The 15,431-nt window shown below is 67.6% G+C and carries 11 protein-coding genes; 2 read left to right on the top strand and 9 right to left on the bottom strand.

The window, feature by feature from the left end; translation table 11 throughout:
* The 9 genes from GQ56_RS45265 to GQ56_RS47325 form a co-directional block, all read right to left on the bottom strand.
* A partial coding sequence (locus tag GQ56_RS45265) for an ESPR-type extended signal peptide-containing protein (RefSeq protein WP_265183128.1) occupies positions 1-3,032 on the bottom strand: 3,032 nt, incomplete at its 3' end.
* Positions 3,033-4,041: 1,009 nt separating this feature from the next.
* Positions 4,042-4,947, bottom strand: a complete 906-nt coding sequence (locus GQ56_RS0137905) for a hypothetical protein (protein ID WP_031403598.1) — start codon at positions 4,945-4,947, stop codon at positions 4,042-4,044.
* 95 nt (positions 4,948-5,042) lie between these two features.
* A complete protein-coding gene (locus tag GQ56_RS0137900; RefSeq protein ID WP_021157097.1) occupies positions 5,043-5,261 on the bottom strand; it encodes a hypothetical protein in 219 nt (72 codons plus the stop codon).
* A 242-nt stretch (positions 5,262-5,503) separates the two neighbouring features.
* On the bottom strand, positions 5,504-6,154 hold the full coding sequence (locus tag GQ56_RS0137895) for an NADPH-dependent FMN reductase (RefSeq protein WP_031403597.1): 651 nt from the start codon (positions 6,152-6,154) through the stop codon (positions 5,504-5,506).
* Positions 6,155-6,464: 310 nt separating this feature from the next.
* Entirely contained in the window at positions 6,465-6,770 is a 306-nt protein-coding gene (locus GQ56_RS0137890; RefSeq protein WP_031403596.1) for an NIPSNAP family protein, read from the bottom strand.
* Between the two features lie 93 nt (positions 6,771-6,863).
* Positions 6,864-7,883: a potassium-transporting ATPase subunit C gene (locus GQ56_RS42560; RefSeq protein WP_031403595.1), complete on the bottom strand. Its 1,020-nt coding sequence runs from the start codon at positions 7,881-7,883 to the stop codon at positions 6,864-6,866.
* 32 nt (positions 7,884-7,915) lie between these two features.
* Positions 7,916-10,072, bottom strand: coding sequence for a potassium-transporting ATPase subunit KdpB (gene kdpB / locus GQ56_RS0137880; RefSeq protein ID WP_031403594.1), 2,157 nt, complete (start codon positions 10,070-10,072; stop codon positions 7,916-7,918).
* A 43-nt stretch (positions 10,073-10,115) separates the two neighbouring features.
* Positions 10,116-11,918 carry a potassium-transporting ATPase subunit KdpA gene (gene kdpA / locus GQ56_RS0137875; protein WP_031403593.1) on the bottom strand — a complete coding sequence of 601 codons (1,803 nt, stop codon included), beginning with the start codon at positions 11,916-11,918 and terminating at the stop codon, positions 10,116-10,118.
* A 72-nt stretch (positions 11,919-11,990) separates the two neighbouring features.
* On the bottom strand, positions 11,991-12,071 hold the full coding sequence (locus GQ56_RS47325) for a potassium-transporting ATPase subunit F (RefSeq protein ID WP_075123119.1): 81 nt from the start codon (positions 12,069-12,071) through the stop codon (positions 11,991-11,993).
* Positions 12,072-12,403: 332 nt separating this feature from the next.
* On the opposite strand from GQ56_RS47325, the gene GQ56_RS0137860 reads away from it, so the two are divergent.
* Together GQ56_RS0137860 and kdpB (GQ56_RS0137855) are read left to right on the top strand one after the other, a co-directional pair.
* Positions 12,404-13,186, top strand: coding sequence for a GNAT family N-acetyltransferase (locus tag GQ56_RS0137860; RefSeq protein WP_031403591.1), 783 nt, complete (start codon positions 12,404-12,406; stop codon positions 13,184-13,186).
* 308 nt (positions 13,187-13,494) lie between these two features.
* The coding region (kdpB, locus tag GQ56_RS0137855) for a potassium-transporting ATPase subunit KdpB (RefSeq protein ID WP_031403590.1) at positions 13,495-15,431 on the top strand (1,937 nt) is incomplete at its 3' end.

The raw sequence follows: 15,431 nt of genomic DNA, 5'->3' as shown, positions 1-15,431 counted from the left end.
GCGTCGGTGCCGGTCGCGGTGCTGTCTGCGCCGGTCGAGTTCGCGTGGAAGTACTTGATGCCCTGGCTGTTGATGTTGTTGATCGCCGAGCCGACGCTGGTGGCGGTCGACGTCGTGCCGTTCGCGTTGTAGGTCGTGTATGCCGGCGCGGAGACCGTTCCGGTCGTCGGGTTGTACGTCGAGCCGCCGCCGAGTGCCGCCGCCGTGCTGTTGCCGAGGTTGTCCGTCTTGACCGTGACCGTGCTCAGGCCGGTGGACAGCGAGCCGATCGAGCTGGTGGCCGACGACAGGCCCGTCGACGTCGAGGTCGACAGCGACAGGACGGAGCTGTTGGTCGAGCTCAGGCCGGTCGACAGGGAACCGATCGAGCTGGTGGCCGATGACAGGCCGGTCGACGTGGAAGTCGACAGCGACGTGATCGAGCTGTTGGCCGACGACAGGCCCGTCGACGTGGAGGTCGACAGCGATGTGACCGAGCTGTTGGTCGACGAGAGACCGGTTGACAGGGAACCGATCGAGCTGGTGGCCGAGGACAGGCCGGTCGAGGTCGAGGTCGACAGCGAGGTGACCGAGCTATTGGTCGACGAGAGGCCGGTCGAGGTGGAGGTCGACAGCGAGGTGATCGAGCTGTTGGCCGACGACAGGCCGGTCGAGGTGGAGGTCGACAGCGACGTGATCGAGCTGTTCGCCGACGAGAGGCCCGTCGAGGTCGAAGTCGACAGCGAGGTTACCGAGCTATTGGTCGACGAGAGGCCGGTCGACAGGGAACCGATCGAGCTGGTGGCTGAGGACAGGCCGGTCGACGTGGAGGTCGACAGTGACGTGATCGAGCTGTTAGCCGACGAGAGGCCCGTCGAGGTTGAGGTCGACAGCGAGGTGATCGAGCTGTTGGCCGACGACAGGCCGGTCGAGGTCGACGTGGACAGCGAGGTGATCGAGCTGTTGGCCGACGACAGGCCGGTCGAGGTCGAGGTCGACAGCGAGGTGATCGAGCTGTTGGCCGACGACAGGCCGGTCGAGGTCGACGTGGACAGCGACTTAATCGAGCTGTTGGCCGACGACAGGCCGGTCGAGGTCGAAGTCGACAGCGAGGTAACCGAGCTGTTGGTCGACGAGAGGCCGGTGGACAGCGAACCGATCGAGCTGGTAGCCGAGGACAGGCCAGTCGACGTGGAGGTCGACAGCGACGTGATGGAGCTGTTGGCCGACGACAAGCCGGTCGAGGTCGACGTGGACAGCGACGTGATGGAGCTGTTCGCCGAGGACAAGCCGGTCGAGGTCGAGGTCGACAGCGAGGTGATCGAGCTGGTAGCCGACGACAGGCCGGTCGACGTGGAAGTCGACAGCGACGTGACCGAGCTGTTGGTCGACGAGAGGCCGGTGGACAGCGAACCGATCGAGCTGGTAGCCGACGACAGGCCGGTCGACGTGGAAGTCGACAGCGACGAAACCGAGCTGTTGGTCGACGAGAGGCCGGTGGACAGCGAGCCGATCGAGCTGGTGGCTGACGACAGACCCGTCGACGTGGAGGTCGACAGCGACGAGATCGAGCTGGTGGCCGACGACAGGCCGGTCGATGCCGAAGTCGACAGGCTCGTGATGCTCGACGTCGTCGTGCTCGCGACCGAGTACAGCTGGCTGCCGTTGATTGCGTCGGTGCTGGACGACGTGACGAGGCCTGCCGCGACGTTCTGGATGCGGCGCTCGTTGCCGGCCTGCCCGACGCTGACGACACCGCCAGCCGCTCCGGAGCCTGCAAAGTTGCCGAACGTCTGACCGCCGATCGTGGCGCTGCTGACGGTGTTGGTGCCGCCTGTGGCTGTCGTCTGCGCGCTGGTCGTCACGGAATGGGCGCCGAGGGCTACCGAGTTCGCGACGTTTGCGGTCGAATTCGAACCGATCGCGGTCCCGAAGTTGGCCGATGCGACGGTTGCCGGACCGACGGCGACCGCGCCAGAGGTGCCGCTGGCCGTCGAGCCGTTGCCCAGTGCGAGTGCGTCGCTCCCGGTCGCCACCGCATTGGCGGCGAAGCTGCCGGAGTTGCCGAATGCGATCGCGCCCGTACCGGTTGCGGTCGCGGAATTGCCGATGGCCACCGACCCGTTGGTGCCGGAGGCGGAGGCAGAACTGCCGAGTGCCACGGATCCGTTGAGCGCCGTGGCGGTGTTGCCCAGCGCGACGGAGCCCGTGCCGCTCGCCGTGTTGCCGGCGCCGATCGCAACCGCGCCGTTACCGATTGCCGATTGGTTCATGCCGATCGCAACTGCGCCGCTGGTCGTCGTGCCGGCGTTCGCCGTCGTACCCGATGAGCCGATTGCGACGTTCTGGCCATTTGCGCCGGAAACGACGCCGTCGCCCTGCGCGATACCGTACGCGCTGTTCACCGTCGCCCCGCGGCCGATCGCGATGCCGGACGTCGCGGTGGCGGCGACCGACGACTGGCCGCCGATCGAGATCGAATCCTGTGCGGCGGCCTGCGCGCCTGCGGTGGCGTTGCTGCCGATCGCGGTCGAGCCGACGCCGGATGCTTGAGTCTGGACGCCGTTCACCGCGCTGGTGCTGCCCAGGGCGGTTGCATAGTTGGCGGAGGCCTTCGTGCCGCTGCCGATGGCGGTCGCGAAACTGCCGGTCGCCGACGTGCCCTGGCCGAATGCGGACGCCGCGGTGCCGGTGGCCGACGCACCGGTGCCGAATGCCGTCGAGTTCGACCCGCTGGCGACCGTGTTGGTCGTCGAGTTGGCGCCGATGGCGATCGCGCCGGCGGCCGAGGCGGTCGGGCTCTGGCCCGGAACGCTCAGCCCGCTGGAGCCGGCGCCGATGGCGATCGACGTTGCGTTGGTCGCGACCCCGCCACCGGCGCTGTACTGCGCGTGCGCGACGTTGCCGACGCCCGCCCCCGCGACGAGGATGGCCGTTGCAACGGCCTTCACGACGGCCGACTTGTTCGGCTTGCCCCTAGCCGTATCGTGTTCCGATGCGGCGACCCAAGCGCCAAGGGCCTCGTTCCAGATCGAGCGGTATGTGCGATTCATGTCCTGCTACCTCCAAATATGCACGCCACACACCGGTCTCTTTCGTTAGAGGAATACGCCGTGCGCTCGCGTGAAATCTAAAAATCGATGGGCGGAGTTTATTGGAGGCTGTTTTTTTAGATTGATAAAAAGTGATAAATAGCGGGTTTTGAAAGTTAAAGAATGGTTAATGGTGAGTGTTTCGATGGCTCGATGTCGAATATATTTGAAAGGTGCAGGAATGTGTCATGTAGGATTTGTGAGTTTTGGGGTTCATTCCTTCTTGTTCATAATAATCAATGGGTTGCGTGCGTTTTGTGCGAAAGATTACATATCGTGCGGCACCATTCGTAATACAAATGAAATGGCAAACGTTTGCGCACCTGATCGTTCTTTCGGTGGTGTAATGTTTGTTGATGTTCCGGTAGATATTGCAATTGGATTTTTGTCGATTTGTTAATTCCAGATTGGTTTTTATTTTTAATTGGGTTTATCTGATTAATCGAAAATCAATCCGTTTTGAAACACCGGACTTCAGACTGTGCTGATTTGCGCATCGTGTCGGCAAGCGTTGCCCGCACGGCGGGCGTTCCGGGCGGTTGGCGCGTCAAACTTGTAAAAAAGTGCTACGGGATGGCTGACCCGGCCGGCATCATTCCGCTTTCGAATTTTTGTTATTGACAATATCGATGACGTTGGTATTCGGGCGGGATTGGAACGTGTGCCGGGCCGGCCGGCGAGGGCCGCCCACGGCAGACGTGCGCCGTCGGTCGACAGGTTGTTAAAGACACCGGCCGGCGAGGGCCGCGATCCTGGGGAACGGGCGGATTCCGGGTGGCAATTTGCCCACGCGAGGCGGGCGCGCCAACGTGCTGAATAAAACGGGGTCTGAGTAAATGCGTGCAGGGCGGGCCGATTCGGCGGCCGGACCGGGCGATCCGGGTTCCGCCGGTGTTTCTGCCGTCGACGGTCGTTGCCTGGCGGTCCGCCCGGGCGGCCAGGCAACCGGGTGATCGTCCGGCGCGGCGGGCTACTTCTTCCCGATGAACCGCAGTGCGAACCGCGCCATGCGCGGCACGAACATCGGGCGCAGCAGGCGCCTGTCGTAGCCGGCCATCCGCCGGTCGTTCTCGGCGAGGCACAGTTCGATCAGCTCGCGCGGGTTCAGCGCTTCGCCGATGTCGCCGGTGTTCGTCGCGGGGAAATTCGCATCGCGCGCAACGCCGTCGGTGTCGATGCCGCGCGCGATGCCGATCCGGTCCCGGATCAGGTGCACCCAGACGGCCGCGACGCGCGCGAAGAACCAGGGCCGGCGCCACCACGGCAGATTGCGCCAGTGCCACGCATACCAGTTCACGAAGAACAGGATATGGCGGCCTTCTTCCTGGATCACAGGTTCGAAGGTCTCGACGAGTTCGGGCGGGAAGAAGCCGGAGCGCTGCGCGGAACGGAACAGGCCGAACGCGAAGAAGCTGTCGATGCACTCGCTGAACCCCGTGAGCATCCACGACCATTCGGGATCCTTGGGCGCCGGGTAATCCGGCTCGGGCGCGAGGCGGATACCGTAGGCTTCGACGAGTTTCGACAGCACGACCTTGTGGCGGGCTTCCTCGCCGCCGTCCATCTCGAGCGCGCGGCGGAGCAGCGGATCGCCGACCGTCGCGGCGAACGTGGCGACGCGGATCGACGCGCGCCCTTCGGTCTGCACCGCGATGTCCCAGATCGGCAGCGACGTGAGCCGCTTGAGCTCGCCGGGGTTGAGTGCAGGCCAGTCGATCACGGCCGGCTTGTACGGGTTGTGTGTGTCGAGCAGCATGCGACAGAACATTTGCTGGTGCGCATCGGAACCGATCTTGACCGGACCTTGCTTCTCGAAGGTCCAGTTGCGCATTGCGTGATCCGCGGCTGCATGCTCTTCCTGCAGCGTGTCAGTCATGGCCGTTGTTATGCGATTACGGGGCGAAAGATTCTTGCATACCTGCCGTAAACGCGTATTTTCGTGCGGCCGTGCGTACGCCTGCGTGCCGGGCGTCAGGCGTGCGTGTCGACCCAGAGGCGGCCCCAGCGGGACGCGTAGGCCAGCGCGTGCTCTTCCTCGAAGAAGAAGTCGATCGCGTCGAACGACACGGAGCGCGGCGACGGGCCGCTGCTCGCCTTTGCGATCGTCAGGTTGGCGGCGAACAGCCCGTTCGGCAACCGGGCGGCGGCGGGGGCGACTTCATAGCCCTTGTAGCGGATCGTTCGGTTCATGGTGTGCGCGGAGAGAGTTCGGACGTTCAGCGTACGAAAACCCGCCCGCCGCGTGAACCAATCTTTCGGCCAATGCAAATCATGCGGCGGGCCGTATCGTTATCGGGGCAGGGAGAGGGCGGGGTGCGGGGAGAGGGCAGCCGGGCGAGGCGCCGGCGCGCGGCTCGTCGCCGCGGGGCCGAATGGACGCCGCCCGCGCCGGCGAATCGGATCGGCCGGGCGCGGGCGGTGGAAGCGGGCGATTACTGGTTGGCGATCTTCAGCACGGGGGCGAGCGCGTCGACCGATGCCGCGTGCGACGCCGCGCGATGCGAGGCGAACGCGAGCGCGAACTCGGCCGCTTGCGTGCCGACCGTCTCGAGTTGCACGACGACCTTCGGATCCGAGCAGCTGTCGGCGCTTTCGAAGCGCGTTTCGAGCGTGTTGACGGTCGCGCCGAACGGCGTCGGCCAGCCGCGCAGCGCGTGCACGATCGAACGCAGCGACGTCAGCACGGTGCCGGCCGCCTGCCAGCCGTACGCGGTGACGATCAGGCCGACCGCGCGCCCGTCGAGATACGGGCGATCGTCGGCGCGCAGTTCCTCGAGGGTATCGAGCGCGTTCTTCACGAGGCCGGAGACGCCGCCGTGATAGCCGGGCGTCGCGATGATGATCGCGTCGGCCTGGCGCACGGTGTCGATCAGCTCGCGCTGCGCGTCGGTCAGCGTCTTGTGTTCGGGCGCGTAGTGCGGGAGCGTATGCAGGAACGGCCCGTCGAACAGGCGCGTGCGCGCACCGGCAGCCTGCGCGCCGCGCAGCGCGAACGACAGCGCGCGCTCGGTCGACGATGCTGCCCGGGTGGTACCGCCAATGCCGACGACGAACGGGCGGCGGTGTTGATCGAATGCAGTCAAGGGGCGCTCCTTGGGGATGGCTTGCCCGGCTAAGCACAGGCTTAAAAACCAGATGGTAACGACCCCGTCGCCACTCTGAAAACGACTTTTCGTTCTATCGATATGCCGGAAGCCGGGGGCAATCGTGTGCGCGGCCGCCCAGATCGATAGCAGAAATGCTTGGTTGGGGCCACGCGCCGCGGTCGATAAGATGGGCCCGTCTCCTCCATGATGTCTCTACTGACATGGGTTGGCCCCGCCACGCGGATGCAGGCGGGGCTTTTTTTCGTCCCGGCCGCGACGAGGGCGCGAGGCGCCGCGCCGTCGCCCGTTACGCGAACACCGGCCGGAAGAAGCTGCGTTCGTAGCTGACGATGCAGCGCGTTTCCTCGGCGTAGCGGAACGCGGCCTGGCAGGCCGGATCGTCCTTCGAGCGTTCGCGGTAGCGTTCGTATTCCGCGAGGCTCGGGAACGAGAACATCGCGAGCGCGATGTTGCTCGCCCCTTCGGACGGCAGGAAGTAGCCGTGATGCGTGCCGCCGAACTGCTCCACGAGCGGAATCCACATCTTGCCGTAGGTTTCGAACTGGTCGAGCTTGTACGGATCGACGACGTAGCGAAGGAAGCAGGTAATCAAGGCGGCGCACCGTTCGGCAGTAGGGGAGCGCGTCAGTCTGGAGCCGCCGCCGCGGCCTGTCAACGCCGATCACGGCGCGCCCGCGCCGCGCCGTCACGCGGGCGGCGCACCGTACATCCGCCGCAGTGCGAGATTGGTCTGCAGCACGTTGACGACCGGCTCGCCCGCGAGGCCCGCCAGCGGCGCGTGCGCGTCGCGCCGAAGCAGCGCGGCGATTTCCGCGCGGATCGATCCCGCCGGCCGTTTCGTGTCGCCCGCCCACGCGCCGGCGACGCGATCGAGCTGGAACAGCGCGTTCGCGAGCGTGATGTCCGGGTCGAGCCCCGAGCCCGACGTCGTCACGAAATCGCCGGGCACGTCCTGCAGCGCGACGTCGGCGTGATCCTGCCGCCAGGTGTCGAAGAAGATCGTCCGGATGTCCGTGCCCGCGTCGACGGGTTCGATCGCCGTCGTCTTCGTGCCGTCGGCGGCGACGTGCGCGACGGGCGCCGGAAACCTGCCCGGATACGCCGCCGAAAACCACTCGAAGTACGGCACAGCGAGGTCGGGCGCCTTCGGCTGCGGGGTCGACGGGTTCGCCGCGATCCACTGCTTCACCAAGTCCGGATGCCGTTTCGCCCAGGCGTCGACGGCCGCGGCGTGGGTCGCGTCGGCGCCGACCCATGCCTGCGCGAGCGCGTTGTGCGCGTCGGCCCACTGCGCGACCACGTGCGGCTTGCCGCCGGCCCGGTCGGCCCGGAACCAGCGCTCCACGTCCGGCGCGACGAGCTGGCCGGCCCGGGGGCCGTCCGCATGGCGCGCGACCGGCGCGATCGTGCGCGCGACGCGGTCGCGCAGCGCGTAGTTCGACGCCGCCAGCGCGGACGAACCCGACGCCGAGCCGTCGTACGACACGGCCGACGGCCGGCTCTGGAAGTATTCGTCGCGCGTGAACGGCTGCGCGATCAGCAGCGAGCCGACCGGCTTGCCGTCCGGGCCCGCGACGAGGCTGCCGTTCGCCTGGAACGGGAAGGCGGTCTGTCCGATCGTCCAGAGGATCGCCGGATAGATGCCGCACACCAGCACGACGATGAAGCCGAGCAGCCAGAGACTTTTCGACAGGTGGCGCAACATGGCACTCTCCCTCGGTTTCGCCGGCACGTCGCTCACGACACGAGGCCGAGCGTCGTCATCACGACATCGATCAGCTTGATCCCCGCGAACGGCACGATCACGCCGCCGAGTCCCCAGATCAGCAGGTTCCGGCGCAGCAGCGCGTCGGCGCCGAGCGGACGGTAGCGCACGCCCTTCAGCGCGACGGGGATCAGGAGCGGGATGATCAGCGCGTTGAAGATCACCGCCGACAGGATCGCCGACGTCGGCGAATGCAGGTGCATCACGTCCATCGCGCCGAGCCACGGCAAGGTGCCGGCGAACAGCGCGGGCACGATCGCGAAGTACTTCGCGACGTCGTTCGCGATCGAGAACGTGGTCAGCGCGCCGCGCGTCATCAGCAACTGCTTGCCGATCTCGATCACCTCGATCAGCTTGGTCGGGTCGCTGTCGAGATCGACCATGTTGCCGGCTTCCTTTGCGGCCTGCGTGCCCGAGTTCATCGCGAGCCCGACGTCGGCCTGCGCGAGCGCGGGCGCGTCGTTGGTGCCGTCGCCCATCATCGCGACGAGCTTGCCCTCGGCCTGCTCGTCGCGCAGGTACCGGAGCTTGCGTTCGGGCGTCGCTTCGGCGATGAACGTGTCGACCCCCGCGAGCCGCGCGATGGTCGCCGCGGTTAGCGCGTTGTCGCCCGTCACCATCACCGTGCGCAGACCCATGCTGCGCAGGTGGCCGATCCGCTCGCGGATGCCGGGCTTCAGGATGTCCTCGAGCACGACGACGCCCGCGATGTCGTTGCCGTTCGCGACGACGAGCGGCGTCGCGCCCTGCCGGCCGGCCTGCTCGAGGATCGGCGCGAGACCGTACGGCACGTCGCCGCCGCGTTCGCGCACCCAGGCGATCACCGCATCGGGCGCGCCCTTGCGGATCGTGCGGCCGTCGGGCAGGTCGATGCCGCTCATGCGCGACTGTGCGCTGAACGGGATCACGATCGCGCCAGCGGGCGCCGGATGCCCGCCCACGTACGGCGCGAGCGGCGACGCGACGGCGACGATGCTCTTGCCCTCGGGCGTCCGGTCGCCGAACGACGCGAGCGACGCCAGCCGCTTCAGTTCGTTCTCGTCCGCGCTGCCGACCGGCATGAAGCCGGTGGCGCGGCGGTTGCCGATCGTGATCGTGCCGGTCTTGTCGAGCACGACGGTGTCGATGTCGCCGGCCACCTCGACCGCCTTGCCGCTTTTCGCGATGATGTTCGCGCGCAGCGCGCGGTCCATGCCCGCGATGCCGATCGCCGCGAGCAGCGCGCCGATCGTGGTCGGTATCAGGCAGACGAGCAGCGCGACCAGCGTGGGCACGTCGGTGCCGAGGCTGTGCAGCGGCTCCGACAGGCCGAGGTAGCTCGTCATGTAGCGCTCGGCGTTCAGCGCCATCGGCCACAGCGGCACGACGACGATCAGGAAGATCAGCGTGAACGCGGACAGCACCAGCGTCAGCGCGATCTCGTTCGGGGTGCGTTGCCGCACCGCGCCCTCGACGAGCGCGATCATGCGGTCGAGGAACGATTCGCCGGGGCCGGCCGAAATGCGCACCGTGATCTCGTCGGACAGCACCGTCGTGCCGCCCGTGACGCCGGAGCGGTCGCCGCCCGCGTCGCGGATCACCGGCGCGGATTCGCCGGTGATCGCCGATTCGTCGACCGACGCGGCGCCCTCGACGATCTCGCCGTCGCCCGGGATCACGTCGCCGGCGCGGACCCGCACGAGATCGCCGCGGCGCAGCGCGCTCGACGGCACCGTCTCGCACGAGCGGTCGTCGCGCAGCCGGCAGGCCTGCGTGTCGTGCCGCGCGCGGCGCAGCGAATCGGCCTGCGCCTTGCCGCGCTCCTCGGCGATCGCGGTGGCGAAGTTCGCGAACACGACGGTCAGCGCGAGCCAGCAGAACAGCGCGATGAAGTACGTGAGCGGCGCCTGGCCGTGCGCGGCGCCGAGCATCATCTGCACGATGAACACGAGCGTCAGCATCGCGCCGATCTCGACGACGAACATCACCGGGTTCTTCCACTGGATGTCGGGCCGCAGCGTGATCAGCGACTGCCTGAGCGCGAGGCGCACCAGCGCCGGCGCGAACAGCCGGTCGCGCGGCGTGCGCGGCGGCTTCGGCGCGGCCGGCGGGGCGTGCAGGGTATCGGGCGTCAGGGGCGTGGTTTTCATGATGGTTCCGTCCTGAGGGCAGGGGAGCGGCGCGCGGTGTGCGTCATCCGCCGAACGGCATCGGTCCCAGGTGCTCCGCGAGCGGGCCGAGCGTCGCGACCGGCAGGAACAGCAGCGCGCCGACGATCGCGATCGTGCCGAGCAGCAGGAAGCCGAACGTCGCGGTGTCGTCGCGCATCGTGCCGAGCGTCGCCGGCGCGGTCTTCTTGCGGCCGAGGAACGCGGCCATCGCGACCGGCGCGACGATCGGCAGGTAGCGCGAGAACAGCATCACGAGGCCGGTCGACAGATCCCACTGCACGGCGGTCGGCGCCGGGTTCGGGTTCGCGTTCAGCCCGTAGTTGGTGCCGAGGCCGTCGAAAGCGGAGCCGTTGTTCGCGGATGCCGACGCGAACTGGTACGTGATCTCGGTAAAGCCGTGCGCGCCGGGGTTCGCCTCGGCCCGGGTGCCCCAGTCGGTCGCGGAGAACACGCCGGTCGGCCCGAGGATCAGGATCGGGTGCACGAGCAGCGCGATCATCGCGAGCTTCATCTCGCGCGCGCCGACCTTGCGGCCGAGGTACTCGGGCGTGCGCCCGACCATCTGGCCGGCGAGAAACACGCCGACGATCAGGAACAGCAGCAGGTTGATCATCCCGACGCCCTTGCCGCCGAACACGCAGTTGAGCCACATGCCGACCAGCGGCGACAGGCCCGCGAGCGGGTTCAGGCTGTCGTGCTCGGCGTTCACCGCGCCGCACGTGACGTCGGTGGTGATCGCCGCGAAGGTCGCGCCGGCCGACGTGCCGAAACGCAGTTCCTTGCCTTCGAGGTTGCCGAGATGCGGGTCGACCGGCAGCGCCGCGACCGGCGGGATCGTCACCGAATGCGCGGTGCCCGCGAGCGGGTACGTGCGCGCGACCGGGTGCGCGGTGAATGCCGGGTTCGGCTGCAGCGTGTCGAAGTACACGGCCCACGCGATCAGGCCGATCATCATCGACAGCATCACGCCGTAGATCACGACGGCATGTCGCATGCGGCGGAGCATGCGGCCGTACATCAGCACGAGCGAGAACGGGAAGATCATCATCGCGAGCGTCGTGATGAAGTTCGACAGCGCGCTCGGGTTTTCGTACGGATGCGCGGCGTTCATGCCGTAGAAGCCGCCGCCGTTGGTGCCGAGCATCTTGATCGGAATCACCGCCGCGACCGGGCCCACGACGAGCGTCTGCTGCTTCGCCTGGCCGTTGTCGGCCGTGCCCATCGCGGCCGGCTCGAGCGTCGTCACCTGCACGGCGCTCTGCAATGTCATCGGCATGCCTTCGCGAATGAAGATCGCGCCGAGCACGAGCGCGATCGGCACGAACATGTAGACGACCACGCGCCACATGTCGACGAAGAAGTTGCCGATCTCCGTCTGGCCGCGGAACAGCCGGATGATCGCGGTCAGCGCGCACAGCCCGACCGCCGCCGACAGAAACATGTTGGGCAGGATGAAGAAGATCTGGCTGAAGTTCGAGAGGTGCTGGTCGCCCGAATAGTGCTGCAGGTTCGTGTTGGTCATGAACGAGATGACCGTGTTGAAGATCGTCGACGGCGCGAGCATGCCGCGGCCGAGCGGGTTCAGCGGCATCAGCGGCTGGAGCGACAGGACGACGAAGCCGAACACGAACAGCGCGGCGTTGAACACGAGCAGCGCGACGGTGTACTGCTTCCAGTCCTGCCGGCCGCTGTCGAGCTTCGCCTCGAACCAGCGCAGCACGCGCGGCGCGCGATAGCGGCCGTCCATGATCCACGCCATGTAGCGGCTGAGCGGAATCGACACGGCGATCGCCGCGACGACGATCAGTAGCGGTAGGGTCCACATGGGCCATTCCCCCTGCGTCGGTGAAGTACGACGCGCAAATCGGGCACGCCGGCGCACGCCGGCGCCGGGACGTCAGAACCATTCCGGCCGGATCATCGCGGCGAACAGGTACACGAAGGCGAACGCGGCAACGATCGCGGCAAGCCAGGCCATGAGCGTCTCCTCAGATGCGTTCGCACGCATCGACGAACAGCAGGCACAGCACGAGGCTGCCGAGGCCGAGCGCGAACAGGAACGGCATCCAGAATGCGAGGTTCATCGCGTTTCTCCCGATGAAAATCGACGATTGCGTTGCTTCGGCCATCCCGTCGGCACGCGACGCGAAGTACGCGGACGGCCTGATCACGGTATAGAGCGGCGCAAATAAAAATGTCGTAAATCCGGTGCGGCGACGGCGCGCGGCCCGAAAGTTTTACGAGATTTTTTCTTGCGACGGCCACCGGCGCGCTCATAGACTTCCGGCATCCCAACCACGGAGCAAGGCAATGTCGATACCCTGGAACGCGATCGCCGAACGTACACCCGCCGCGCCGCCTTCGGTGTGCGCCGATCGGGTCATCGTGCGGCGTTTCGATCCGGCCATCGACAGCTATGCTCAACTCACGCCGATGCTGCACCGGGCGTTCGCGCGGCTCGGCGCAATGGGGCTCAACTGCACGTGCGTCGACCAGGACGAGGCCGTGACGCGCCGCCGCGCGGAAGCGGGCGAGTGCTATGTCGCCGTGTGCGGCGGGCGCGTGATCGGCACGGCCACGCTGTACGCGACCGATCCGTCGTCGGCCTGCGCGCTGTACCGTCGCGAAGGCGTCGCGAGCGTGCGGCAGGTGGCGGTGGACCCCGAGTGCCAGAGCCGCGGGATCGGCGCGTTGCTGCTGTCGTTCGCCGAGCAGTGGGCCGCGTCGCGCGGCTATGCGCTGCTCGCGCTGGATACGCCGCATCCCGCTGCGCACCTGCTGGCGTTCTACGGCGCGCAAGGTTTCGATGTCGTCGACGTGATGCGCTTCGACGGCAAGCGCTACGACAGCGCGATCCTCTGCAAGCGACCCGTCGCGCGTTGCGTGCGCCGCATGGCGCCGGCGTCGCGGATCGCCGCGCGCGTGGCGGCCGTACGGCGTCTCGCGTATGCGTTGCCGTTGCCGCGCGTGACTGCCGCGGCCCGGCGCGTGCGCCGCGGCGCAGGCTGGGCCGCCCGGCGCGCGGCCGGCGCCGCGAGCTGCCGCTCGTCGCCGTGGCGGCCGCGCCAGCACGGGCGCTACACGTTCGGCTGAACGTCGCGCACCGGTTCGTTTTCCTGTTTTGCCGCGTAAACGTCATGTGAGCGGAGTGTGGCGCTCCCGCTCGTGTACGGCCCTTGAGACACCCCCGCCGCGCTGCGGCGAAACCGACGTTTACGCGCTTTTTATACTTTGACGCGCTCCTTTGCCGCGATCTTCACGTGAACCTTCATAAGATGGTTTCGTGGAATCGGATGCCGCCGCGCCCATGCGCCGGCACAAGGAGAACCGCCATGTCTCTCGCACCCGTGACGGGCCCGCGCTCCGCGCAGCCGGGCCATGCGCGCACGGCCGCGCGCTCGATGTTCGATCCGGCGCTCGTGCGCCCGGCGATCGCCGATTCGTTCAGGAAACTCACGCCGCGCACGCAGTTCCGCAACCCGGTGATGTTCTGCGTATACGTCGGCAGCATCCTGACGACGATCCTGTGGGTCGCGGCGCTGGCCGGCCAGGCCGAGGCGCCGTCGGGCTTCATCCTCGCGATCGCGCTGTGGCTGTGGTTCACGGTGCTGTTCGCGAACTTCGCCGAGGCGCTCGCGGAAGGGCGCTCGAAGGCGCAGGCCGCATCGCTGCGCAGTGCGAAGCACAACGTCGTCGCGAAAAAGCTCGCGGCCGCGCACGCGAAGGCCGCCGTCGAGGTGATGGCGTCGACCGACCTGCGCAAGGGCGACGTCGTGCTCGTCGAGGCCGGCGACACGATCCCGGCCGACGGCGACGTGATCGAAGGCGTCGCGTCGGTCGACGAATCGGCGATCACCGGCGAATCCGCACCCGTGATCCGCGAATCGGGCGGCGACTTCTCGTCGGTGACGGGTGGCACGCGCGTGCTGTCCGACTGGATCGTCGTGCGGGTCGCCGTCAATCCGGGCGAGGCGTTCCTCGACCGCATGATCGCGATGGTCGAGGGCGCGAAGCGCAAGAAGACGCCGAACGAGATCGCGCTGACGATCCTGCTGGTGGCGCTGACGATCGTGATGCTGCTCGCGACCGCGACGCTGCTGCCGTTCTCGACGTTCGCGGTCGACGCGATGAAGGCCGGCCACGTGGTGACGATCACCGCGCTGGTCGCGCTGCTCGTGTGCCTGATCCCGACGACGATCGGCGGCCTGCTGTCCGCGATCGGCGTGGCCGGCATGAGCCGGATGATGCAGGCGAACGTGATCGCGACGTCGGGGCGCGCGGTGGAAGCGGCCGGCGACGTCGACGTGCTGCTGCTCGACAAGACCGGCACGATCACGCTCGGCAACCGCCAGGCGTCGGCGTTCGTGCCGGCGCCGTTCGTGACCGAGGAAGCGCTGGCCGATGCCGCGCAGTTGTCGTCGCTCGCCGACGAAACGCCGGAAGGCCGCAGCATCGTGGTGCTCGCGAAGCAGCGTTTCAACCTGCGCGAGCGGGACATGCAGGCGCTGCATCCGGTATTCCTGTCGTTCAGCGCGCAGACGCGCATGAGCGGCGTCGACCTGTTCCCCGCGGGGGCGTCGCCCGGCGCGCCCGGCCGCGAGATCCGCAAGGGCGCGGCCGATGCGATCGTCAGCTACGTCGAGGCGCACGGCGGTCGCGTCACGCGCGAGGTCGAGGCGGTCGTGACCGATATCGCCCGTCGCGGCAGCACGCCGCTCGCCGTGGCCGAGCGGTGCGAAGGCGTCGCGCGCGTGCTCGGCGTGATCGAGCTGAAGGACATCGTGAAGGGCGGCATCAAGGAGCGCTTCGCGGAACTGCGCAAGATGGGCATCAAGACCGTGATGGTGACGGGCGACAACCGGCTGACGGCCGCGGCGATCGCGGCGGAAGCGGGCGTCGACGACTTCCTCGCGGAAGCGACGCCGGAAACCAAGCTCGCGACGATCCGCGAGCATCAGGCGGCAGGCCGCCTCGTCGCGATGACGGGCGACGGTACGAACGACGCGCCGGCGCTCGCGCAGGCCGACGTGGCGGTGGCGATGAACACCGGCACGCAGGCGGCGAAGGAAGCGGGGAACATGGTCGACCTCGACTCGAACCCGACGAAGCTGATCGAGATCGTCGAGATCGGCAAGCAGATGCTGATGACGCGCGGCTCGCTGACGACCTTCTCGATCGCGAACGACATCGCGAAGTACTTCGCGATCATCCCGGCCGCATTCGTGACGACGTACCCGCAGCTGCGCGTGCTCGACATCATGCACCTGACGTCGCCGGCGTCCGCGATCCTGTCGGCGGTGATCTTCAACGCGCTGATCATCGTCGCGCTGATCCCGCT

The organism is Burkholderia paludis (assembly GCF_000732615.1).
Lineage (GTDB): Bacteria > Pseudomonadota > Gammaproteobacteria > Burkholderiales > Burkholderiaceae > Burkholderia > Burkholderia paludis.
This window is presented reverse-complemented; position numbering and strand designations above follow the sequence as displayed.